This window comes from Terriglobia bacterium (assembly GCA_020073205.1).
GTDB lineage: Bacteria > Acidobacteriota > Polarisedimenticolia > Polarisedimenticolales > JAIQFR01 > JAIQFR01.
Genome location: JAIQFR010000022.1, coordinates 1 through 23764, shown reverse-complemented (window position 1 = coordinate 23764; position 23764 = coordinate 1). Strand labels below are relative to the sequence as shown.

The following is a 23764-nucleotide window of genomic DNA, read 5'->3' as shown; positions in this document are numbered from 1 at the left end:
ACGTAGCAGCGGTCGCCGACGTCTTCGCGCCTACTTCACCTCGGCCGTCGGGAGGAACTTCGGCGCCTTCCGGAACCTGGTCCGCTGCTCGAAGGCGTACGCGAGCCTGATCAGCGTCGCCTCGGCCCAGGCGCGCCCGAAGAACGAGATGCCCACCGGCAGCCCGAACACGTATCCCATCGGCAGCGTCACGTGCGGATACCCGGCCACGGCCGCGAGGGTCGACGAGCTAAGGTAGCCGCCGTCGCCGTTCACGAGGTCGATGGGCCACGCGGCCGTCCCCGTCGGGCAGATCAGCGCATCCAGCCGGTGCTTGCGCGAGGCGCCGTCGATCCCTTCCTCGCGCGACTGCCGCCGGCATTGCGAGAGCGCCTTCAGATACTCCGGCGTGGACAGCGGACCCTTTTCCTGCGCTTGCTGGAACAGCTCCTGCCCGAAGTACGGCATCTCCCGCTCGGCGTGCCGCTCGTTGAACTCGATGGCGTCGGCCAGCGACTTGAGGGGAGAGCTCGGCCCGAACCACCGGAAGTACGCGTCCAGTCCGGCCTTGAACTCGTACAGGAGAACCATCAGCTCCTGCGCCTCGAACTGGCCCAGGCCCCCGATCTCGACCGGGTCGACGATCTCCGCCCCCGCCCCCCGGAGCACCTGGAGCGCGTCGTCGAACAGCGCGTCCACCGCGCGGCTCTCGCCCGCGTACTTGCGCACGACGCCGAGGCGGGCGCCCTTCAGCCCTCCCGGATCGAGCGCCTGGACGTAGTCCTGCGTCTTGCCGGCGGATCCTCTCGCCGCGGCATCGTCCGGATCGGCCCCCGCGATCGCCGAGAGAAGAACCGCGGCGTCGGCGACCGTGCGCGCCATCGGGCCGGCGGTGTCCTGCGTGTGGGAGATGGGGACGATTCCCGTGCGGCCGACGAGCCCGACCGTGGGCTTGATCCCGACCAGGCCGTTCGCGCACGCGGGCGAAACGATCGAGCCGTCCGTCTCCGAGCCGATCGCCACCGGGCACTCGCTCGCGCTGACCGCCGCCCCCGAGCCGGAGCTCGACCCCGAGGGACTGCGATCGAGCGCGTAGGGGCAGCGCGTCTGGCCGCCCCGCCCGCTCCAGCCGCTCGAGGAGTGCGTGGAGCGGAGGTTCGCCCACTCGCTCAGATTGGTCTTCCCGAGCAGGATCGCTCCCGCCCTGCGCAGCTGCGCCGCGACGAACGAGTCCTTCGGAGACCTCGCGTCCGCGAGCGCGAGCGACCCCGCCGAGGTCGACATCCGGTCGGCGGTCGCGACGTTGTCCTTGACCAGCACCGGAATGCCGTGGAGGGGCCTAAGCGCCCCTCCGGCCTTCCGCTCCTCGTCGGCCTTGAGAGCGAGGGCCATCGCGTCCGGGTTCATCTCGAGGACGGCACGGAGCGTCGGGCCCTGCCGGTCGATGTCGGCAATCCGCTGCGAATACGCCTGCACCAGCTGCTGCGACGTGAATCGCCCGGACGCGAGCCCGGCACCGAGCTCCGCCAAGGTGAACTCCTCGAGCTCGAACGCCGGAACCGGCGCGGGCGCCTGCGCCCCGAGCTCGAGTCGAGAGGACGCGGCGACGGCGGCCGCACCGATCAGGCCCGTCTTCAGGAACTCACGACGATCCGGCATTCAATCCTCGCCGCGGCCCCCCAGCGCCGACACCACGGCGGCGCGCATCGCCGCGTACTCCGCCCGCGCCTTCGCGTCCTTCGAGTTCGCCGCGAACGAACCGCCCGGGTGCACGTGGCGAACGATCCCCTCCCGGTCGATGAGCAGCGACGCCGACGTGAACTCGGCGTCCGGGACCCGGTCGAGCCAGAGGCGGCGCAACGCGCTCCACTCATCGTCGATCGCCACCGGGAACAGGAACCCGTACGCCGCGACGTATCGGCTCACCTCCTCGACGGTCGTGGGCGTGGGTCGCGGCTTCGGGGTGTACATGCCGACCACCACCAGGCCTCGCGAGCCGAATTCCCGGTAGAGCGCGTTGAGAGCGGGGGCGGTGGCGGAGCAGTACGGGCAATCGGCGTCCATGAAGAACCGGACGAGGACGACCTTGCCGCGAAGGTCCGAGAGGCTGAGGGGTCCCCCCTGAACCCAGCGCAGGACGGGCCACTCCGGCGACGGCTTGCCGACGAGACTCGCGCCCGGGCCGCCCGCGAGCGCCACGGAACCGCTCACCGCAGTGGCCAGCAGGCTCGGCCAGATTCGCCTCATGACATGGTGAGCCTATCTCGACCGATCGTGGGCCGCCACACGGAATGTCGCCTGGCGAGGAAGGGACGGAGCACCTCGATTCGGGAGTAGCATCAAGGCGGGATGAACCGACCACCGCGAACATGGGCTCGGCGCGGAACCCCGCCTTACCGGTGCGGCGGTTCGAACGTGTCCCGCCGTAGACCGTCAAGGATCTCCGGGGGACTGTCCTTGGTTTTGATCGCCGCGATGTCGTGGCCGCTCGCCGCCTGTCGCAGCCCGCGGCCGGATCGGACGACTATCGACGCCGCCGTCCGGTCGGGCTTGGGGTTCGTCGCGTCCGCGTACCACGGCAACTCGTTCGACGATCCTTACCTCCGATACGTCTACACCGACGAGCGCCTGTCTTCTCCGCTCGAGGGGTACGAGGTCACGTACCGCCTCCTCGACGCGTACTTCATCGTCCGGATGCTCAAGGAGACCGGCGTCGCGCCGGGCCCGGCGGCCGTCCTCTTCGAAAGAGCGGAGGCTCTGACCACGGCGCTCGTCCCCTCGTGGCGCGCTTTCGGAATCTACAACCTGCGCCGCTCGCCGTCGCCGGGCGGCATCGCGCTCGACACCTACGCGATCCTCGCTTGGCTGAGCCGCGATGTCGGTTTGGCGCGCGTGCTCGTGTCGGGCCTCGACGGCGACGGGTGGCTTCCCGCCAACCTCTACACGGGGGAGCAGTCGTTCCGCCTGCTGGCCGACGAATCGTGGGCAGCACGGGCCGTTCTCGTATCGGGGATCGATCCTCCGCTGGGGAACGGCCTGGTCCTTCGGATCGGCAAGGAGGCGCTGCTTCGTGTCGGGCGTCCTCAGTCCTCCGTCGCGCGGGCCAATCTGGTGGTCCTCGCCCTCGACGCGCTACGCGATCTTCGCGAGTCGACGGGCGGTGCTCCCGGTGGCGATCCCAAGGTCGACCGGATGCGCCGGGGCCTCGTCGAGGAAGGCGTCCGCCTCCTCGGAGATTCCGAGTTGGAGGACAGCACGCTGACCCTCGCGAACCTGCTCGGTTCGCTCGCGCCGGAAGGGGAGGCGCGGAGAGAGTCGTTGGAGCCGGGGGTGAGGACGCTCCTCGCGGGGCAGGATCACTACGGCGGTTGGAGCGAGGCGCGTGGAACCGGCGGTTCCTCCGGCCGTGTCTTCACCACGCTTCGAGCGATGCTCGCCCTGGCGACCTACCGCCGCGATCGAGAGCCCTGATGAGCAAGGGTTCCGCACGGGCTTCGAACGGTTTCCCGGCGGCCCTTCTCTGCGCCGAGGCCGCGATCCTCGTCACCGCCTACGGCGTCGGCGTCGGCCGTATCGAGGCGCCGATCTCGGTGCTGCTCCGCGGGACGCCGAGGGGGTACCTCTTGGCAGCGTTCGCGGAGCTTGCGGTGGTCGTGGGCGTCGTTTACCTCCTGAACGGCCTCCGCCTGCACCGGAGGGGCGCGGGTCCCGCGCGAGCCGATCGTCGATTCGTCGCGACCCGCTGCTCGGAGGCGATCCTTCTCCTCGGCGTCATGGCGCTCGCGTTGCGCTTCCTCGTCCCCGGTCTCGATGCGTCGGAATTCGCCCGCAGAGGACTGGGAGCGCCCGGCGCCCTGTTGCGGTTCGCATGGACTCTGCCGTTCGGCGTCCTTGCCGAGGAGGTGGTGTTCAGGGCAAGCCAGGATCGGCTTCGCCGTTGCCTCGGCGGGTGGCCGACCCTCGTCACGATCCCCGTCTTGTTCGCCTTCTATCACTCGACGCCGGGCCGCACGGCATCCTCCCTCGATCTGGCGCTGCTGGCGTCTCTGGCCGCCGGCGGATGGATCATCTCGCGGCTCTACGAAGCCACGGGCAGCCTCGCAGCCGCTGTCGGTGTGCACCTCGCGTACGATTTCCTGGCGGTAGGGCAGGCGTGGCTCAACGTCTTTCGGGGCAGGGCGATCGAAGCCGCCTACTTCGCCGTATGGCTGGTGGGGTCTGCGGCCCTCGCGTTCGCGGGGGCCCGTCGAGCCTTGAAGCTCACCCGAGTGGCCGGCGAAGCCGACCGCCATGGAGGGCACGGACGCACTTGGCCTGAGATCATCCCGGCGCCTGCCTGGGCCCGCTGGGCCATCGCGCTCGTGCTGGCGGTCGGCCTGCCGGTCCTCCTATCCCGGATCCGGTCGGGCGGCTGAAGACCGGAGTCCGGCGGCCCGATCCTCCCGGCCGCGCGAGCGCTAGCTCCGAAAGGGACCCGCTCGGCGTCTTCCGCCGCCTCTGAAGGGGATCAATCCGAAGGCGCCTGCTCGATGTTCGGCTTCCTGAACACGGGGGAGCCGCCGCCGCCGGTGGGGCAGTCTTTGTGGCAGATCATGTAGTAGACCGACCCGTCCCAGCAGGTGAACTGGCAGTACCCCTGCCCGTTCATGCATACCTGGGTCGCACCGACGCAGCCCCCGTCGTAGGAACACATGACGTAGCCCTGTCCGTAGTCGCAAATCTCCCAGCAGTTCGGGATGGCGAGCGCGAGACCGGCTGAGCCGACCGCGACCCCCACCAACAGCGCCATCAACCAGAACCTCGCACGTCGTACCATGGCACCCTCCTGTTTCCCGGCGCTCCCGCGACAGCGAACGCCGACCCGGACGGTTAACGAGCCTCCTTCAAGCGGAACCGGATGATCCGGTTGGATCGCGGTTCCAAGCCGACCAACCCTTCTCCCAAGAACGCGGCCCCTCCCACCTCTCCGAGGCCGCGGATCACGTCCACCGCGCGGCCCTCCGGCGAGAACCTGTAGATCGCAGCGTCACGCGCCGTGGGAGAAGCGGCGCCCTGGCTCCCGGTCGTTGCCGTTCCGTTCTCGAAGACGTAGAGCGCGCCGAGCCGGCCCTGGCCGTCCCTCAAGAAATCGACGAACGGGTTCACCAAGCCTCGGTGCCCCTGGGACTTCGCCGTCTCCTCCACCTTCCGCGTGCGAAGAGCGAGATCCGCCACCAAGTCGGGGGGATCGATGGTGAATTCCCCGGTCGGTCTTCCGTCCGAGCCGAAATGGAACACCTTGCGGCCGGGGTTCCAGAGCGCGATCACCCCGCCCTTCGGGTCGTCGAGCAAAAGACAACCCATCGGCGTCACCTGATCGGTCGCGCCCGGCAGGGGAACGAGCGATTTCGCATATCGAAGGTCGCCGTCGAGCACGTCAAAGAGGTAGCCCGTGGCGTTCGGATACGCGAACACGTTCCGCTCGGCGGCGCCGACCGCTCCGAACGCGGCGGTGAGGGCGGCCTCTCCGACGATCGCGCCGTCCTTCGAGAGCCTCACGACCCGCCGGGAGCCGCCGTCCGCGAGGATCAGGCCGTCCGCCGAGCGCGACAGCCGAAGCCAAGGCCCCTGGAACTTGCCGGACGCCGAATCCGAGCCGTCGGTAGCCCAACGAACGGTGCCGTCAAGTCCGAGGCGCAGGACCTGCGCCGGGTCGGCGGCCGTCGCGTAGAGCGAGTCCGGGCCGGCGGCCAGGATCTGGATGAGACGGCCACCGCGGAACGGCAGGCCGAGGGATCCCACGTCGAGGGTCCCGACCCTCTCGACGGAGGTTTCGACGGGAAAGGCGTCGAGGCTGGTGTTCCCACCACAGCGTGACAGCCCAAGGGCGAGCAAACCTGTCGCGAGTGCGACGACCGCGCGACACGCGACTCCTGGGGTCGAGCCGCCGACTTCGGTCGAATGGGCAACCACTTCCACCTCGAGTTCGACGGACTGAGAAGCAATATACCCGAACCTCGACGAGCCCAAACCTGTTTTTCGCGGTGGCTCGGGTCGATGACCCGGCGATCCGGAACCTTTCCACCCATGCCACCGCGCCGAGGCACGAGTCGCTCGACGGTCAGGGGCGCACTCTCGAGCGAAGCGCCGGCGACAGCTCACTCTTTGACGATGATCAGATCCAGGGAAGGTTGATAGAAGCCCCGATGAATCGCGGGCCCGACGCGCGCCAGGAACGACTCGAACCGATGATCGAGAGACCGCCTCCAGGCGACCTCCCGCCTCAGGCTCCTCCCCCTGAGGTAGAGGGGAAGGCTGCTGATCACCCGAAGCTCCTCGGCCCGCTTCAGCGTCAGGTCGAACTCGTGGTAGCTCACGCCGCGCCCGCGCCTCAGGAACCGCTGCATCGCGTCGCCCGTGCACTCGGGATACGACCCCCGGAACGACGGCCTCGGGCTGAAGCGCGAGTACAGGAGCGCGAGGTCGTCCGGGAGCCAGGGGTAGAACGGCAGGAGGGACGTGTGGTGGTCGAAAAACCAGAGGCGATTGGGCGTCTCCACGACGCACCACAGGGCGCCGGGGGACAGCATGCCCCACGTGTCCGTCATCGCGATCATCCTCTCGCCGTGGGTCATGTGCTCCAGGCAGGCGAAGAGGATGACGAAATCGAAGCGCCGGTCGGAGAGCCTTCCGCCGACCTCCGTCGCGTTGCACTCGAGCAGCTCCACGTCCAGGCCGTAGACTCGACATCGATCCCGCGCCACGGCGAGGCTCTCCTCGGCGACGTCCACCGCGGTGACCTTCGCGCCTTGCTCTGCAAGTGCCACGGTGGACGAGCCCGTGCCGCAACCGATCTCGAGAACGGTCGAGCCGGACAGGGGCTTGGCATGGTCGAGCCACGGAACGACCGTGGTGCGGAAGCCCTCCAACCGCCGGGAAAGGTGGTCGCGCAGGTCACTCCCCCCGGCGTCCGAGGCGAGGTACGCGTCGAGGGAATCCGCCTGTCGCTCCGCGAGATACGACCGGGAGAAGTAGCTCTCCTTCAGCGAGGCGGTGATCCGCTCGACGCCGGCGGGATCGAGGTCCCTGAAGTTGTCGGCGATCCGGGACTCGATCTCGCGGCCGACGAATCGTCCGAGCAGAGACCGGAGCCCACCCGACCGTTCGGCCACTGGGCGCATCGGCGTTCCTCCTCCGGTTGCCGCGCTCCCGAAGAGTCTATTCGCGTCCGGTGCGGGCACAATAGGGGCGCAGGGGCTGCGAGCTCAAGGAGTGCCGTGGACGGCGCGAAACCGGTCTGGCCCCCACGGCACCGTCCGAAGGAGATCAACGACTCTCCGTAACTTCCGGGACGTTCCCGGATACCTGTCGTGACGGAACAGAACTCCAACACCCGGAGAGTCCAAGATGCCCGCTGTCGAAACCGACACTCGCCCCGGCGCCCCGAAGCTCGTCGCGCCCCGGTGGCACACCGCTCTGCTCGTGGCGGTCTTTCTCGCGTTCACCGTCGCGGGCGTGTTCTTCCAGAAGGCGGCGCTCAGGGACCCCTCCGCGGTGCGCCCCCCCACGCTCGTCCCCCTGTATCTCTCGATGCTCGCCCTGGAATGGGGACTGCTGTACTTCGTGTGGAAGGGCGGGCTGCGCCGCAGCGGAACGACGCTGCGGGAGCTCATCGGGGGACGGTGGACAGGTATCAAGGATCCTCTCGTCGATGTCGCGCTCGGGGGGGGGCTCTGGGCGCTGTGGAAAGCCGCCGAGACCGGAGCGGACCGGCTTCTCGGAGAGGGGCACGCGGCCTCGATAGAACCGCTCTTGCCGCGGCGGCCCGTCGAGATCGCGCTCTGGGTTCTGCTCTCCCTGAGCGCCGGGATCTGCGAAGAGGTGGTCTTCCGAGGGTACTTCCAGCGTCAATTCGAGGTTCTGGCGCGCCATCGATGGGCGGGCCTGGTCCTCCAGGCCCTGCTCTTCGGGGTGGCGCACGGTTACCAGGGAGTGCTCGCGTGCTCGAAGATCGCCGTGCTCGGGGCCGCGTACGGAGGGCTCGCGATCTGGCGCCGAAGCCTTCGCCCCGGCATGATCGCGCATGCGGGGACCGACGTTTTGGGAGGCATCTTCGGGATTTGATCCATCGATGACCGACTTCAGCGCCATCTACCGGGAGCACGCCCCCGGCGTCTTCCGCTTCGCGCTCTACCTCACCGGTAACCGGAGCGAGGCGGAGGACATCACCTCGGAGACCTTCGTTCGCCTGTGGACTTCCCCCGAGCCGGTCCGGATGGCCACGGTGAAGGGTTACCTCTGCACGATCGCGAGAAACCTGTTCCTCAAAGGCCTGAGGAAGGAGAAACGCCACGGCGCGCTGGACGAGAGCCTGCCGGACGGACGGCCGGACCCGGAAGCGACCGCGGATCGGCGGGCCGAGTTCCGGGCCACGCTCGCCGCCCTAAAGGGGTTGCCGGAGGCGGATCGTTCGGCCCTCCTCATGAGGGCGATCGAGTCGATGCCTTACGACGAGATCGCCCGGGCGCTCGGGATCTCGGTCGGCGCGGCGAAGGTCAAGGTGCACCGCGCTCGCCGCGCGCTGTCTCGGCTCAGGGAGTCCTAGGGTCCACCGCAAGTCACCCGGAGGGAATGTGAAATGAACGTCACTCGGGAAGTCATTCTGGACCTGCTGCCGCTCTACGTGGCCGGCGAGGCCAGCCCGGCGACGCGCGCCCTGGTCGAGGAGTACCTGAGCCGTGACCCTGTGCTGGCGCAGCGTGTGCGCACCGGGTGGGACGAGGAACTGGCCCGCGGCGTTCCCTCCGCGCTACCCCCGGAGCTGGAGATGCGCGCGCTCCGCCGCACGCGCCGGCTTCTCGGCCTGCAGAAGTGGCTCTTCGGATTCGCAATCGGCTTCTCCGTCGTCTCGCTGACGAGCCAGATCTCGTTCGATCAGGGGCGGCTCACCGATTTCCACCTGCTGATCCGGGACCATCCCGTTCCCTTCGGGATCTCCATGGCGATCGGCGTCGTGTGCTGGGTGGGTCACCACCTCGTGCGTCGGAGGCTCCGCTTCACGGCGCCGTGAGGCTCCACGTCGAGGTCAGGGAATCTGGCGGACGAACTGCGTGTACAGGGCCGGCCGGTCGTCCAGGCGGATTCCCATCCCCGCGAGCCGTCCGATCCCCGGCTTGCGCCGGTTCCAGACCACGGTTCCGCGAACCCGTATCGAGTACGCGTCGGTCTCGAGCTCGATCGCGATCGGGCTCCCGCGGCTCAGGGGGGCGTCGGTCACGACGAAGAGACCCGTCTCCGACAGGTTCCCGGTGACGGCTCTCCTCTGCGGTCTCACCGGTCCGAACAGCAGGGGGATCGTCCGCAGCTTTCGGGGGGCGGGCGCTCCGCGCTTCGGACGGGCCGGCCCGGCGTCGGCGCGCGCGCGGTGCTCCACGGGTATCGGCCCCGCCTGCACCGGCTCGAGAGCGTCGCGCCGCGAGTACCCCCGCTTCGAGATGTGATCCTCGATGAACGCGATCGCGCTTCGCTCGACCTCCTGCGGCGTCGGACCGAGGAACTTCATCGAGACCTCGCCGCCGGGAATGGTCCAGAGGACGTTGGGGTAGGTCAGGATCCGGGCCCGCCATCCCTCCTCGCAGCGGGCCACGAGGACGCCGTACGCCTCGACGCCGACCGGCGTCGCGACCGTGACCCTCCATCCATGCCGCTCGGGCTCGGTGGCGCGGATCTCCACGGGACAGTCGGGACGGCGTGGGGCGTGGAGTGATCCGCAGCGGGGGCACCAGTTCGGCTTCACGGGCGACACTCTCCTCGTCGAGGCTCCCGCGATTATGCCGGAGAGAGGGGGGCCGAGGCGAGCCGCCGCGATCGGACCGCATGGTAGACTCCGAGCGACATGGCACGGTCGAGCAGGTTCCCCCCAATTGCGGCGGTCGGGTGCGCCTGGCTCATGCTCCTCGCCGGGTGCGGTAGCTCCGCTCCGAAGCCGACCGCCTCTCCCGCTCCTCCGAGCAGGCCGTTCGCGGGGTGCAGGGTCCTGCTCATCGGCCTCGACGCGGCCGACTGGGAGATCATCCATCGGCTCTCCGCCCTGGGCCACCTCCCCAACCTCGCCCGCCTCGAGCGCGAGGGGGCCTCGGGGGTGCTCCACGTCGAGGAGCCGCTGCTGTCGCCGGTCATCTGGACGACGATCGCGACCGGCCGTTCCGCGACCGAGCACGGGATCTTCGGGTTCCTCACCTCGCGGGGGGACGCGACGCAGCCGGTCCGGTCGGACGAGCGGAGGGTCCGCGCGTTCTGGAACGTGGCCAGCGAACTCGGCATCAAGGTCGGGGTCGTCGGCTGGTACACGACCTGGCCGGCGGAGCGGGTGGACGGGTACCTGGTGTCGGACCGGCTCGGGACGCACCAGGTCGAAGGCACCGCGGAGCGGGCCGCGACGGGGCTCGTGTATCCCGAGACGCTCCTGCCCGAGATCGAGGCCTTGAGAGCGCAGGTGGAGCGGGACGTCGGCGACCGGGCGGTGGCCCGTTACTTCAAGAAGGGCGAGAGCGGGGGCTCCACGGTCCGAATCCGGCAGGAGACCTTCAAGACGTTCCTCGGCATCCTCCGCACCACCGAGCTCTACCGCCGGCTGACGCCGCTCCTCATGGAGCGATTCGATCCCGCGATCTCGGCGGTGTACTTCGAGGGGACCGACTCCGTCGGGCACCTCTTCGCGCAGTTCGCGCCTCCGCCCCTCCCGGGGGTGGATGCCGAGCAGGCGCGGCACCTCGGGGAGACGTTCGACCGGTACTACGAGCACGTGGACGAGATCGTGGGCGAGCTCGTGTCGCGCGTCGACCCCGCCAGGACCACCGTCATGGTGATGTCGGATCATGGGTTCAAGACCGGGCCGCGCCGCCCCGCGACCCCGGTGCTGTCGGAGCACGCCAACCAGGCCCCCATGTGGCACCGGCCGGAAGGGGTGCTGCTGCTGTGGGGACGCGGCGTCAAGCCCGGCGCGGTGCTGCAAGAGGCGACGGCCTACGACGTGCTTCCGACGCTTTGCCGGCTCGCGGGCCTTCCCATCGCTGCGACGCTCAAGGGAAAGTCTCTCGACGAGGCGCTCACCGGGGAGGTCCTGGCCCGGCCGGTGCGAAAGGTGGCGGACTACGAGGCGGCGGGCCCGCGGGAGGCGCCGGAGCCCGCCGAGGCCTCGTCGGACGAGCAGATCGCGAAGCTGCGCGCGCTGGGCTACATCGGCGGATCCGGCGGCGAGGGCGCAAAGCGCTCCGACGGAGGAGGCGTCGTGGGGAGTCGCGGGCAGGAGGGGGTGCTCCTGAACCGCTTCAACGAGGCCGTCATCCTCGCCAATTCGGGGAAGCGTGAGGACGCCCTCCGGAGCCTGCGCTCGCTCCAGCGCGACGCTCCGACGTTCGCGCTGGGCTTCCTCGGGGAGGGGCTCGTCGACCTCGCGGGAGGCGACGCGAAGTCGGCGGTTCCCTTCATGGAGAAGGCCGCCAAGCTCGACCCCCGGGTCGGCGCGACCTACGCGGACCGCCTCGGGGAAGCCTACGTGAGCGCGGGACGAGAGGGCGACGGGATCCGCGTGCTCGAGGGGGCGCTGGCTCGGGATCCTTCGAACGGCAGGGTGTCGCTCGTCCTCGGTCAGGCTCTCCTGCGGCGCGGGGACCTCGCCGGGGCGCGCCGCCTGATGGACGTCGCGCGCCGGTACGCGGACAGCCCCACGGACCGCGCATCGGGCTGCACCGGCCTGGGTGTCGTGGCCGAGGAGGAAAAGCACCTCGACGAAGCCGCCGCCCGTTACGACGAGGCGCTGCACATCGCGCCCGATCTCCCGCTGGCTCTGGAGCGGGCCGCCGACGTGGAGCTTCGGCTCGGGCGCCCGGACCGCGCGGTGGAGCTGACGGAGCGCCTCCTGCGGAGGAGCCCGGCCACCGCCCTGAACCAGGCGCTCTACGGGAGGGCGCTAGCGGCGGCGGGGCGCCCGGGCGACGCGCGGCGAGCCCTCGAGAGGTCGCTCGCCCTCGATGCGCAACAACCGGAGATCCGGCGGCTCCTGGACGGGTCGGCGCAGAAGGAGCCGTAGGCGGCGCTCGACGACTCGTCCATCGACCCGGTCAGTTGGAGAAGCAGTCCCAGGCGGCGCGGGCGATCCTGGCGATCACCCCGTCGCGCGTGGCCTCGTCGGCCGTCGAGTCCGAGACGAACACCGCCACGGCCAGATGCCGCCCGTCCGGCAGCGTCACCAGGCCGACGTCGTTCGTCGCGACCGTCCGGCCGTCGATCGTACTCGAAGACCCGGTCTTGTGCGCCACCGGCGTGTTCGCGGGCAGCAGCCCCTTGATCCGCCTCGGGCCGGTGCTCGCCCTCGCCATGAGTTCGAGGAGCAGGCTCCGGCTGGCCGGCGCGAGCCCCCGCCCCTCGTGGAGCGACTTCAGCAACGCCAGCGCGGATAGCGGGGTTGCCCAGTTGCGGAACTGCGCCCTCGGCTCCCGCCCCATCTCCTTCTCCGACGTCGCCACCACGATTCCCGTGATGCCGATATCTCGGAGGCGTTGCGTGACCCGCCGTGGCCCGCCCACGAGATCGAGCAGGACGTCGCAAGCCGTTCCGTCGCTCTCGGACACCATGTAACGGAGCAGCTCGCGCACGGTCAGCTCGGCGCCGCCGGGATGGGCGTCCCGGATCGGGCTGTGCTGCTGGGCGGCGGCGAGATCCTCCGGCCGGATCCCGACCGTCTGCCCGAGGCTCAGCGTTCCCCGGTCCACGCGGTGCAACACGGCCATCGCGATGGGGAGCTTGTAGACGCTCTGCATCGGGAACCTGCGATCGCCGCTCGACGAGACGGTCTCCCCCGATTCCACCAGCATCACGGCGGCTCCGACGGGTCCGTGCGCCTCCCGTGCGACGTCTTCGATCCGCGCGCCGAGATCGGTCGGGGCGCAGGCGTGCCGGCCCGTCGCCGCGGAGACGCGGACAGGCAGCGCCGCCGCGGCGACGCAGAGCAGGATCGCCGGGCGCCGCGCGCACCCGGCGAGCTTTCCAGCCATGAGGCTCACGGCCAGTCTCCCTCGCTCGACCCGCTCCGTTCGTGGGACCCGTCTCCGAGGCTCTTCCGAGCCTCTGCAACGCACCACGGGATATTCTACGCGGGAACCCGCGGGGAGGTCTCCCGCCGCCCACGAAGGAGGATCCCGATGCGCCGCACCGCGGTCGCCGTTCTCGTCGCGCTCGCCGCCGCGAGTCGTCCGCAGGCGGCGGAAGACGCGAAACGTCCCGTCCTGGTCACGGTGGACGACCTCCCGATCTCGTCGGCGAGGCTGCACCCCGCGGACGACGAGCGGGAGCGGATCACCCGCGGCCTCCTCGCCGCCCTCGGCAAGCACGGCATCCGGGCGGTCGGCCTCGTGACCTGGAGGAACGTCCGCGACGACGCGGGCCACCGCCTCCTCGATCTCTGGCTCGACAGCGGGCACGAGCTGGGGAACCACACGTACGGCCATCTCGACCTCTCCGAGGTGGGCGCCTCCGCCTGGATCGCCGACGCCGAACGCGGCCGGAAGAGCCTGGCGGCCCACCTCGCGCGCCGCGGTCTCGCGCTCCGCTTCTTCCGCTTTCCGTTCCTCACCGAGGGCGGCTCGACGGAGCAGCTCGACGAGGCGCGAGCGTGGCTCGCCCGGACAGCACAGAGGAGCCTGCCCGTTACGATCGACGACCAGGACTGGTCGTTCGAGGCTCCCTGGGTCGAGGCGCGGGGGGTGGGCGGCCGGAGCGCACGGTCCGGCGTCGCGGAGGATTACCAGGCCTCGCTCCGCCTCGCCGTCCTGCGGCAGGAGAAGCTCGGAGACCGCCTGCTCGGCCGCACGACGCCGCAGATCCTCCTCCTCCACGCGACCGAGGTCGGTGCCGCGCAGTGGGACCGGCTCTTCTCCTGGCTCGAGGAGACCGGCCATCGGTTCGCGACCGCGGACGAGGTGCTGGCCGATCCGGCGTTCGCCGAGCCGCCGCGATTCGTCGCTTCCTTCGGTTGCGGGCTCTGGGACCGGATCGACCACCTGCGCGAGGTCGAGGCCGCGCGGGACGAAATCTTGGCGCTGCTCCACGACCAGGCTGTGGCGTGGAGCCGCGGGGACCTCGACGCGTTCGTGTCGGTCTACGACGACGACGCGACGTTCGTTTCACCGTCAGGTCTCGTCCGGGGAAGGCGCGAGGTCCTCGAGCGTTACCGGAAGCGCTATCCCGACGCCGCCGCGATGGGCTCGCTGACGCTCGAGATCCTCGACGTCCGGCCGACCTGGGGGCGCGAGGTCACCCCCAACGGCGATGCGCTCCCGGGCCGAGTCCACGGCGTCGTCGTCGTGGCGCGCTGGACCCTCGCGTACCCCGAGAAGCCGAAGGCGTCCGGGCTCACGATGCTCGCGCTCGAGAGGACGCGGGACGGCTGGCGGATCGTACGGGACGCGTCGATGTAGCCTCGTTCATTTCGCCGGGATGCGCGAGGCGGCCAGCGCGTCTTCGGCGCGGCCGAATCTTGACCAGCGGTCGGCGAGCGCGCGGGAGAGCGCCGCGCCCGGTCGCAGCTCGGAGAGATCCGGCCTGCGCGACAGCACCCATTCGGCGTCGTCCGCCGCGAACTTCAGAAGGAAGAGCGACTCGATGCTCGAGAATGCGTGCCCGGCGATATCGTCCAGATCTCGGGCCGCTCGTTGGACGTCCTCCCTCCCCGGATCCCGTCCCATCGCGATGCAGGCCCGTAGCGTCGCGACATGGAGGGGCACCGGCACCCCCGTCGTGCGGCTCCGCTCGGCCCGGGTGAGGGCCCCCAACGCGGCCGCGGGATCCGAGACCGGCCGGACAAGACGGGATTCCGCGAGCAGGTAGAGGAGCACCTGCCACGGCCTCTCCATGGGGGTCAAGCGCAGCGCCTCGCGCGCCGCCCCCTCCGGGTCGTTCCGTCGGAACCGGTCGGCCATGCGGACCAGGTGGTCCTCGACGCCGTGATCCGGCCCCCCCTCGTCCTCCGAGACCGATCGGATCTCCGGCGGCAAGCCCGCCAGCCATCCGATGAGGAACCACTCGTACTGGTACATCCGGTGCGACGGGCGGGCGCTCCAGGCGAGGAGCGCCCGGCGGGCTTCTTCGCTCCATCCGAGACGCGCGAGGATCTCCGCCTCGAGCAGGCGGTAGCGCGGCGGCTCGGGCTCCTCGTCGATCACCTGCCGGACGAGAGCCAACGCGGAGAGGAGAGCGGGCTCGCCGGCCTCGCGAGCGGTCTCGATCCGCAGCCGGGCGGCCCAGTAGAGCGCGATCGACCGAAGAATCGGCACCCCCTTCGCATCGGCGGCGGCGGCCTCGAGCGCCGCCGCGCCTCCCGCGGCGTCGCCGGCGCCGGCGAGCTTGGCCGCGCCGGCGAGGGCGGCCATGACCTTTTCCCTCGACCGGCTCCACTCGTCCTCGGAGAGGCCACCGCGTCGTGCCGCCTCGAGGGGCACGCCGTTTTCGAGACTGACGGCGATCCTCGTGTTCCCCGTCAGCTTCACGTCGGCGGTGCTCCCGCTCACCTCGACATCGAAATCGCCGGTCGAGGCGTCGTAGGGGAGGGGCAGATACCAGAGCGCGGTGTCGGCCTCGACGGATGCGCCGGTGAACGGAGGGGCCTGGCCCCGCGGCTGCCGGTTCGTCGACAGCGCGAACAGCACCTCCCGCGGCCCGAGAAGGTTGTTGAACCCGCCGATCAGGAGGATCGGCCTCCGCTTGCCGCCGACGGTGCAGAGCTTCACGCTCTCGATGTACCCGGGGTGGTCGTAGGTGTAGAGCGTGGTCCCGCCTTCCTCGAGGAGCACGAGCCGGCACGGATAGCCGCACGGGTGATACGCCGTCACGGCCAGGAGAGGCGCTTCGCCTCGGGCGAGGGGCCCGAGGGCGAAAAGCCTCCGGGGAACGAGCATCGGGTTGTAGAAGCGATACGGCCGGACGCCGAACAGCTCGCCCTGCTCACGCGCGGTGAGAAGCGGATGTCGCCAGTCGAACGGCAGCCTGACCCGATAAAGCATGGGCGGCACGTTGGAGCCGTCGAACGGTGTGTCCTCTCCGAGGGGCATGGGCTGCTGCGCGACGAACGCATCGGTGGTGAAGATGCCGCGATCCGGGTTCGACGCGATCGCGGTGATCCCGCGCCCGGAGGCGGCGCCTCGAATCGTCGGGCCCCCTCGGGATTGCCAGACGAGCCGGTCGACTTCCCACCCCACGCGGACCGGAGCGATCAGCGCCAGCGCCAGGAGCGCGAGGATCAGGAGCCCGGCCGCCCCGCCGGCGGCGACCCGTCCCTTGCGTCGAGCCGCCGCGAGACGAAGTCCGCGAGCGGCGCCGGCCAGGCGATCCGCCGCGCTGAAGCGGCGGTCGAGCCACTCGAGAGCCCGGCTCGCGTCCCCGGGCCGGTCCTCGGGACGTTTCTCGAGCAGACGAAGGGTCAGGGCGCGCAGCCGCGGCGGGCACGCCGCCAGCTCGACGCGCGCCCGGGGGGGAGGGGCGTCGAGGTGGGCCCGGAACACGTCCGCCTCCGACGTCCCCTGGAACGGCGGCCTGCCCGAGAGCATCTCCCACAGCGTGACCCCGCAGGAGTAGAGGTCGGTCGCCGGACCGAGGTCCCTCTCGCCCAGGATCTGCTCGGGCGAGCAGTATTCGGGGGTCCCCACGAACCGGCCCGTCGCGGTAAGCCCGGTCTCCCGCACGGGGCGCGCGAAGCCGAAGTCGAGGAGGACGATGCGCGGCGGGCCGCCGCCGGCGCTCTCCGCCAGGAAGACGTTGCCCGGCTTGATATCGCGGTGGATCACGCCGGCGTCGTGCGCCACCCCCAGCGCCTCGAGGATGCCGCGCAGGATCCGCTCGGCCTCGTCGGGCGCGAGCCGACCCTCGCGGCGGATTCGCGAAGCGACGCTCTCGCCTCGGAGCAGCTCCGAGACGATGAAGAACAGCCCGTCGCTCTCGCCGATGTCGTGGACGCGGAGGATGCCCGGGTGCTGGAGCGACCTCACGACCCGAAGCTCCCGCCTCAGGCGATCGAGATCCCGGTCGGTGGCCCCCGGGAACAGGACCTTCAGGGCGACGTCCGTCCTCGCGATCCGATCGAAGGCGTGGAAGATCTCCCCGGTGCCGCCGGCGCCCAGCGGCTCGCGGATCTCGTAACGCCCTGCGAAGACCGAGCCCTCGGCGAGGCTTGCGAACCGCAGCACGCGTCCCCGCCGCCGAGGGTCGGCCGGCCGGGCTCGTTCGTGGGGTTCGTCGTCGGCCATGCGCCTGTCGCCTCTGCCCGGCGGGATCCGCGCCGGGGCCCGATCTGCGCCTGACCCTACACGAAATCCGGGATTCGGAGAAGCCGTGCGCGTCGGCGCCGCGGTGAGGTCATCGCGACGCGGGCGGGGCGATGCCGCGCTGGGCCTCGGGGGTCAACTCCTCGCGTCGAGCACCGCTCGGACCTTCCTGGCCAGGACGGCCGGGGAGAACGGCTTCTGGAGGAAGGCTTCGCGCTCCCGCAGCCCTCCGCGCTCGTCGATGAGGTCGTCGGTGTATCCGGAGACGAACAGCACCTTGAGCCCGGCCCGGCGCTCGCGGAGGAGATCGGCCAGCTTCGGGCCGCTCACCTCCGGCATCACGACGTCGGTGACGAGAAGGTCGATCGGGACGCCGCAGCCTTCCGCGGTCGCGATGGCCGCCCACCCGTCGCTGGCCTCGAGCACGTTGTAACCCCGCGCCTGGAGCGCCTTTCGGGCGATACCGCGCACTCCCGCCTCGTCCTCGACCAGGAGGATCGTCTCCCTCCCCTCGAGCACCGCTTCCGCTCCGGCGCCGTCTCTACGGGCCACCGCTTCCGCGTCGGCGGCGGGAAGGAAGATCCTGAAGCAGGTGCCCTCGCCCACGTGGCTGTCGACCTCGACGAGTCCCTCGCTCTGCTTGATGATCCCGAACACCGTCGCGAGCCCGAGCCCCGTCCCCTTGCCCGGCGCCTTCGTGGTGAAGAACGGCTCGAAGATCCGGGCCTTGATCTCCGGCGTCATGCCGCACCCCGTGTCGCTCACGGATATCCGGGTGTAGAGGCCGGGGCGGGCGTCGCAGTGAACCCGGCACTCCTCCTCGCCCAGCTCCACCGTGCGCGTCTCGATGGTCAGCCGGCCGCCGCCCGGCATCGCGTCCCTCGAGTTCACGGCCAGGTTGATCACCACCTGCTCGATCTGGCCGGGATCGACCTTGACGGCCGCCGCGTCGGGAGAGAGGACGGTGGTCAGGACGACGTCTTCGCCGATCAATCGGCGCAGCATCTTGTCGAGGTCGCGCACGACGTCGTTGAGGTCCAGCACTCTGGGCTCGAGCAGCTGCTTCCGGCTGAACGCGAGGAGCTGGCGGGTCAGGGCCGCGGCGCGCTCGCCCGCGTCCCGGATGTCCCCGACGTACCTCGCCTTCGAGTCGTCCGGGGGGAGCATCTGGAGCAGGAGCTCGCTGTAGCCGGTGATCACCGTGAGCAGGTTGTTGAAGTCGTGGGCGACCCCGCCGGCCAGCCGTCCGATCGCCTCCATCTTCTGCGACTGGCGTAGCTGCTCCTCCAGCTCCACACGCGCGGTCACGTCCGACCACGAGCCGACGATCTCGGTGGGACGACCGTCCGCGCCGCGGAGCAGGCGCTTCTCGTCCTGGATCCAGGCGTAGCTCCCGTCCTTCCGCCTGAAGCGGAACTCGAGGACCTGGTGCTCGATGTCGTAGGGAACCGGCTGCGCCGCCAGGACGCGCTCGCGATCGTCGGGATGGAGGTTCGCGTACCACCACGCCTCGTCCACTTCGCCGCGCTCGTAGCCGGTCAGTTGGACCAGGTTCTCGCTGGTCCACTTGAGCCGGAGCTGCCCGCTCTCCTCCGCGAGCGCGTAGATCACCGCCGGGCTCGACGATACGAAGCGGTTGAGCGCCTCCTCGGCGCCCATGCGATCGGTGATGTCCTGCATCGTTCCGCGCAGCCGTTCGGGACGGCCGGCCTCGTCGGTCAGGGCCTGGCCGCTCCCGTGCACCCAGCGGACCTCGGCGCCCGGGGTCAGGACGCGGAAGTCGATTTCGAACGGCTCGTGCGTTTCGAGCGCGCGCTCGTGGATCCGGATGAAGCGGTCGCGATCCTCAGGGTGCACGCGCGCCAGGAAACCCGCGAAATCGAGCGGCGCCGACTGCGGATCGACGTCGATGAGCCGGTACATCTCCGCGGACCACGTCGTGGCGTCCGACCCGACATCCCACTCCCAGCTGCCGATCCGGGCGGTCCGCTGAGCTTCCTCGAGCTGTGCGTCGCGCCTTCGGAGCTCGAACTCGGTTCGCTTGCGGGTGGTGACGTCGTGAAGGAACCCGTGCCAGAGGATGCCACCATCGGGCTCGGGCTCCGGCGCGGCGCGTCCCTCGGCCCAGACCTCGCCTCTTCGGGGGTGCCGAACGCGGAACTCTTCCTGCCACGGCGACAGCGTGCGCCCCGACTGCTGGATCGAACCCAAGACCCGCAAAAGGTCGTCCGGGTGGATGGCCGCAAACGCCGAAGCCGCGTCGTCGACCAGCCCCTCCGTGGCGATCCCGAAGATCTCCGCGAAGGACGGGGCGGCGTACGGGAAATGGAACGAGCCGTCCGGCCGCATCCGGAACGCGTAGACGGCTCCGGGAACCGTGGCCGCGAGCTTGGAAAGCCGCGCCTCCAGCTCGAGTCGGGCCGCGATGGCGGTCTCGGCCTCCTTCCGCCGGGTGATGTCCCGATCGCTTCCGCGGTACCCCTGGAACTGCCCGTGCGGCCCGAACACCGGGACGCCGCTCGTCTCGAGGACGACCCGCCGGCCGTTCCGGTGCAGGTTGACGTTCTCGAGGCCCGCGAAGGGCCGCTGCTCGGCCGCGATGGTCCCGAAGATCTCACCCACCCGACGAGCCTCGTCCTCGGGCATGAGATCAAACGGGGTGCGTCCGACGACCTCCTCGGGCTCGTAACCCAGGAAATCCTTGACCTTCGGGCTGACGTACGTGTAGGTCCCGCCGGCGTCCACCTCCCAGATCCAATCGAACGTGGTCTCGACCAGGGAACGGTACCGCCTCTCGCTCCGAGCCAGATCCTCCTGGCCCTGGCGATGGGCGACGATGCTGGCGAGCTGGTCGGCCACCCGCTCGAAGTGCGCGATGCGCTCCTGGGAGAACCGGTCCTTGCGGCGGTCGTTGAACTGGAGCAGCCCATGCACGGTCTCGCCGGTGCGGATCGCGACGAGCGCCACCGACTCGTACCCCTCGCCGTTGCAGCGGTTGCGGGTGCGCGCCTGCCGGTCGGCGTCCGTCGTGCTGGCCAGAAGCTCCGTGGTGCCGTTGGACCAGAAGCTGCCCCTACCGGTGAAGAAGGGCTTCTCCGGGTTGAACCGTCCGCACAGGACGTTCCCGCACATGCACTCCAGCACGGGATTGCCCTGGACGTCCCGAACCGGCTCGCCCTGGGGATCTCGGACGCAGAGCGAGTTCTCGGCGTGGATGAAGTCCGGCGGGAACCCCCGGGCCTCGATGTACGGGAAATCGTCTCCTTCCCGAATTCGGATTCCGACCGCCTCGCAGCCGGACCAGTCCCTGAGCAGCAGGGTCACGTCCCGCATGAGGTCTCGAAGGCCCGTCGTGGTGTTCGAAATCTGCAACAGGCGCATGGAGATCCCGCGCTCGACCTCCAGCTGCTTGCGCTCGGTGATGTCACGGCAGAAGCAGACGACGCGCCCGCCGCCGAGGTCCATCGACGTCGCGCTGACCTCGACGTCGAGGATGCGTCCGTCCTTGCGGCGGTGCCGCGACTCGAACCGGTGCGAGCCACGGCGAGTGATCTCCAGGATGTGCGCCATGACTTCCGCCGCCGACTCGACGGCCTCGACGTCGGGGATCCCCATCCCGAGGATCTCGTCCCGCGTGTACCCCGTCATGGCGCAGAACGCGTCGTTGACGTCGAGGAACCTCCCCTGGGGGTCGGCGACCCAGAACCCGTCCATGGTCGTCCGCAGCATGGTGCGAAGGTGCTGCTCGCTCTGGGCAAGGTTCCGCTCGGCTTGATTGCTTTCGGTGACGTCGCGCCAGGTCGAGGCGAAGTAATCCCGACCGCGGAGGCGGACGACGTGCTTCGAAATCTCCGTGTCCCGCAGGACCCCGTCCTTCCGCCGATGGGTGTTCACGAAGTGAGCTTCGCCGGCGCGCAGGACGTTTCGGATCCGCGCCGAGACCTCGCCCTCGTCGAGAACGCCTTGGATGTCGAGGAGGGTCAGCCGTCCGAATTCCTCCCGGGTGTAGCCCAGCTCCGCGCAAGCGGCATCGTTGAATTCCACGAATCGCAGGGTCTCGGCGTCGATGAGGACGATCCCTTCGGCCGCCTGGTTGACGATGGCGCCGTAGACCTCTTCGCGATCCCGAAGCGCGCTCTCCGCCGCCTTGCGCTGGGAGATGTCCCGGCAGACGCAGAACACGAGCTTGTCGTCTCCGAAAACCGCCCCGTTCGTGCTGATCTCGACGTCGAGGAGGGTCCCGTCCTTTCGGCGATGGCGGGTCTCGAAGTGGGCCCCGGCAGCATCGACGAGGCGGATCATCTCCAGCAGCTCGGGTCGGGTCCACTGCGTGTCCCAGTCCCACACGTGAAGATCCAGGGCTTCCTCGGCCGAGTACCCCAGCATCTCGACGAACTTACGGTTCGCGTCGTGGACCCGGCCGTTCTGATCGAGGACGACGATGCCGTCCCTGGACTGATCGATCAGGATCCGGCGCCGAACCGCCTCGAGCGCGGCCGCATCGCCGGCTTGCGGGCCGGAAGGATCCAGCCGGGTCGGGGCGGGGGAGGCCGGTGTGTCGGTCAACGTGCGATTCATGGGTCCCTCCGGAAGTCAGCGGAGAGGGAGGATGGCGCGCCGCGAGCAGGGCTCACGATGCCTGCCGTCCCTGGAAACACGCTCGTGCGTCACGCGTCTCCATCCCGTCACCGCCGCATGCCGGCGGGACACCCTGAATCCTGTCGTCGATCGATCTCCATCTGTTGGAATCAGAATCTCGGCGCCGGGTGAAACATAAACTCTTGAAATTCAAAAAACTACTCGGGACCGACTTTCTCTCTCCGAGCGCACCCCACAACCTCGCGGCCACCGTGGGTGGATTCCGGTGTAACCTCCGTCCCCCACGTAGCAGGACGTCACGATGCCCCAGACCAACGGACCCTCGGGATCTCGAGCGCGACCCCCCGGCGCCCCCCTGCCTGGAACCCGCGGCTGGGCCGCCGTCTGCCTTTTGACCCTGGCGTTCGCCGCCCTGGCTTACGGCTGCGTCCTCTGGTGGCCGAGAACCGTGGACGACGCGTTCATCGTGTTCCGCTACGCGAAGAACCTCGCCGACGGCGCCGGACCGACCTTCAACCCCGGAGAGCGCGTCGAGGGTTACAGCTGCCCCGCGTGGATGCTCCTCTTGGCAGGCGCCGTTGGCGCCGGCTTCGATCCCGTGGCAGCGTCCAAGGCGCTCGGCTGCGCTTCGGCCGCGTTGCTCCTTCTCGCGCTCTACCGGTCGCTCCTCGGGGCCGGCGCGCTCGATTGGGGGGCCGCGACGGCCGCGATCCTGCTCGGCTCGAGCTTCGTGCTCCAGCTCTGGACGGTCGCGGGGCTCGAGACGGTGGCCTACGCGCTGCTGCTGTTCGCCGGTCTCGCCGGTCTCTCCCGCGCGGCCCCGTCCCGACGGCAGCTCGCCTGGACCTCCCTCGCGCTCGTGGCCGCCGCACTGACCCGTCCCGAAGGGCTCGCGTTCTGGGCCCTGGGCTTCCTTTCGGTCGCGCTTTCGAGGGAGGAGGGCCGGTGGCGCGCCCTGTCGGCCTACGCGCTTCCCGGGGGGTTGCTCATCGCGCATTTCGCGTGGAGGCTCGCGTACTACGGCGCGCCGTTTCCCAACACCTACGACGTCAAGACGGGCGGCGGGATCCGGATGTGGGTGCAAGGGCTCCACGGTCTGTCCCTCTTCGTGCGGAACCCGGCTCACCTCGGGTGGATCCTGTGCGCCGCGATGGGGGCCGTCGTGGGGATCGCGGATCGCGCAAGCCGCCGGGCCGCCGTGGTGATGGGCGGAGCGGTCGTCGCGCAGCTCCTCTACGTCGTGGCCGTGGGGGACGACAGCCTGAGGGTCCACCGCTTCTACGTCCCGGTCCTCGCTCCGATGGCCTTCCTCGTCGGGCTCCTGTTCGTCCGGAACGGGACCGAGCGGGGGAGGGCGCTGGCCCTTCGCGGCTTGGGCGCGCTCGCCGTGACGCTCACCGCGTCGGTCTCGGTGCGAGCCATGCGCCAGGAGCTCGTCCCGGCTCTTCACGAGGGGATGCTGGTCTACCAGGAGGGGAACGTCCGGCTGGGTCGCTATCTCGCCCGGACGCAGGATCCCGGCACCTGGATCGCCGTCGCGTCCGCGGGAGCGATCCCGTACTACTCGGGCCTTCCGGCGATCGACATGTACGGGCTGAACGACCGACACATCGCGCGAACGCCGTTCCCCGAAAGGACGACCGGCGTGCTCATGAAGTGGGACAATGCCTACGTGCTCTCCCGGCGCCCCCGACTGATCGTGCCCAATCGTGGATACTTCGAGGCAGGTAATCGCACGGGGGATCTCGTGGCGCAGCGGCCCGAGATCCTCGCCTCGGCGCCGATGGATCGGGACCTCCTGGAACGTCTCCGCGCCGACGGCGGCTATGGCCTGCGCCCGATCCGCTTCGAGGACGGCTCGGTCTTCTGGGTCTACGAACTCAAGGGGCGCC

The 23764-nt window shown here is 70.0% G+C and carries 17 protein-coding genes; 8 read left to right on the top strand and 9 right to left on the bottom strand.

The features are described 5' to 3' along the window. Nucleotides 1-30: 30 nt before the first annotated feature. On the bottom strand, nt 31-1638 hold the full coding sequence (locus tag LAO51_06805) for an amidase (protein ID MBZ5638456.1): 1608 nt from the start codon (nt 1636-1638) through the stop codon (nt 31-33). After that, nucleotides 1639-2226, bottom strand: a complete 588-nt coding sequence (locus LAO51_06800; protein ID MBZ5638455.1) for a TlpA family protein disulfide reductase — start codon at nt 2224-2226, stop codon at nt 1639-1641. A 210-nt stretch (nt 2227-2436) separates the two neighbouring features. On the opposite strand from LAO51_06800, the gene LAO51_06795 reads away from it, so the two are divergent. Both LAO51_06795 and LAO51_06790 read left to right on the top strand, forming a co-directional pair. After that, nucleotides 2437-3450, top strand: coding sequence for a hypothetical protein (locus LAO51_06795; GenBank protein ID MBZ5638454.1), 1014 nt, complete (start codon nt 2437-2439; stop codon nt 3448-3450). Then, nucleotides 3450-4394 (top strand): CPBP family intramembrane metalloprotease, encoded by a 945-nt coding sequence (locus tag LAO51_06790; GenBank protein ID MBZ5638453.1) that lies wholly within the window; start codon nt 3450-3452, stop codon nt 4392-4394. The genes LAO51_06795 and LAO51_06790 overlap by 1 nt, the downstream gene beginning before the upstream one ends. 92 nt (nt 4395-4486) lie before the next feature. On the opposite strand, the gene LAO51_06785 is transcribed toward LAO51_06790, so the two are convergent. The 3 genes from LAO51_06785 to LAO51_06775 all read right to left on the bottom strand — a co-directional run bounded on the left by LAO51_06785 (nt 4487) and on the right by LAO51_06775 (nt 7139). Then, nucleotides 4487-4795, bottom strand: coding sequence for a hypothetical protein (locus tag LAO51_06785; protein MBZ5638452.1), 309 nt, complete (start codon nt 4793-4795; stop codon nt 4487-4489). Nucleotides 4796-4848: 53 nt separating this feature from the next. Further along, a complete protein-coding gene (locus LAO51_06780) occupies nt 4849-5760 on the bottom strand; it encodes a hypothetical protein (GenBank protein MBZ5638451.1) in 912 nt (303 codons plus the stop codon). A 356-nt stretch (nt 5761-6116) separates the two neighbouring features. Beyond that, a complete protein-coding gene (locus LAO51_06775; GenBank protein MBZ5638450.1) occupies nt 6117-7139 on the bottom strand; it encodes a methyltransferase domain-containing protein in 1023 nt (340 codons plus the stop codon). A 226-nt stretch (nt 7140-7365) separates the two neighbouring features. Here LAO51_06775 and LAO51_06770 point away from each other — a divergent pair, with 226 nt between their 5' ends. From LAO51_06770 to LAO51_06760, 3 genes are read left to right on the top strand one after another with little or no spacing between them, the layout of a single operon-like run. Next, nucleotides 7366-8082: a CPBP family intramembrane metalloprotease gene (locus LAO51_06770; protein MBZ5638449.1), complete on the top strand. Its 717-nt coding sequence runs from the start codon at nt 7366-7368 to the stop codon at nt 8080-8082. A gap of 7 nt (nt 8083-8089) precedes the next feature. Continuing rightward, a complete protein-coding gene (locus LAO51_06765; GenBank protein ID MBZ5638448.1) occupies nt 8090-8563 on the top strand; it encodes a sigma-70 family RNA polymerase sigma factor in 474 nt (157 codons plus the stop codon). Between the two features lie 33 nt (nt 8564-8596). Next, a complete protein-coding gene (locus LAO51_06760; protein ID MBZ5638447.1) occupies nt 8597-9028 on the top strand; it encodes a hypothetical protein in 432 nt (143 codons plus the stop codon). A 15-nt stretch (nt 9029-9043) separates the two neighbouring features. Here the strand turns inward: LAO51_06760 and LAO51_06755 are convergent, their stop codons facing one another. Further along, the gene (locus LAO51_06755) at nt 9044-9754 is read right to left on the bottom strand and encodes a PilZ domain-containing protein (GenBank protein ID MBZ5638446.1); all 711 of its coding nucleotides are present in this window, start codon (nt 9752-9754) and stop codon (nt 9044-9046) included. A 99-nt stretch (nt 9755-9853) separates the two neighbouring features. Here LAO51_06755 and LAO51_06750 point away from each other — a divergent pair, with 99 nt between their 5' ends. After that, the gene (locus LAO51_06750) at nt 9854-12049 is read left to right on the top strand and encodes an alkaline phosphatase family protein (protein ID MBZ5638445.1); all 2196 of its coding nucleotides are present in this window, start codon (nt 9854-9856) and stop codon (nt 12047-12049) included. Nucleotides 12050-12080: 31 nt separating this feature from the next. Here the strand turns inward: LAO51_06750 and bla are convergent, their stop codons facing one another. Further along, complete coding sequence (gene bla / locus LAO51_06745; protein MBZ5638444.1) at nt 12081-13013, bottom strand: class A beta-lactamase; 933 nt, start codon at nt 13011-13013, stop codon at nt 12081-12083. 147 nt (nt 13014-13160) lie between these two features. Between bla and LAO51_06740 the strand changes: the two genes are divergently transcribed. Beyond that, the gene (locus tag LAO51_06740) at nt 13161-14435 is read left to right on the top strand and encodes a polysaccharide deacetylase family protein (GenBank protein ID MBZ5638443.1); all 1275 of its coding nucleotides are present in this window, start codon (nt 13161-13163) and stop codon (nt 14433-14435) included. 6 nt (nt 14436-14441) lie between these two features. Here LAO51_06740 and LAO51_06735 read toward each other — a convergent pair whose 3' ends face one another. Both LAO51_06735 and LAO51_06730 read right to left on the bottom strand, forming a co-directional pair. Beyond that, nucleotides 14442-17195: a serine/threonine protein kinase gene (locus tag LAO51_06735; GenBank protein MBZ5638442.1), complete on the bottom strand. Its 2754-nt coding sequence runs from the start codon at nt 17193-17195 to the stop codon at nt 14442-14444. A 213-nt stretch (nt 17196-17408) separates the two neighbouring features. Then, nucleotides 17409-21851 carry a PAS domain S-box protein gene (locus LAO51_06730; protein MBZ5638441.1) on the bottom strand — a complete coding sequence of 1481 codons (4443 nt, stop codon included), beginning with the start codon at nt 21849-21851 and terminating at the stop codon, nt 17409-17411. A gap of 322 nt (nt 21852-22173) precedes the next feature. Here LAO51_06730 and LAO51_06725 point away from each other — a divergent pair. After that, a partial coding sequence (locus tag LAO51_06725) for a hypothetical protein (GenBank protein MBZ5638440.1) occupies nt 22174-23764 on the top strand: 1591 nt, incomplete at its 3' end.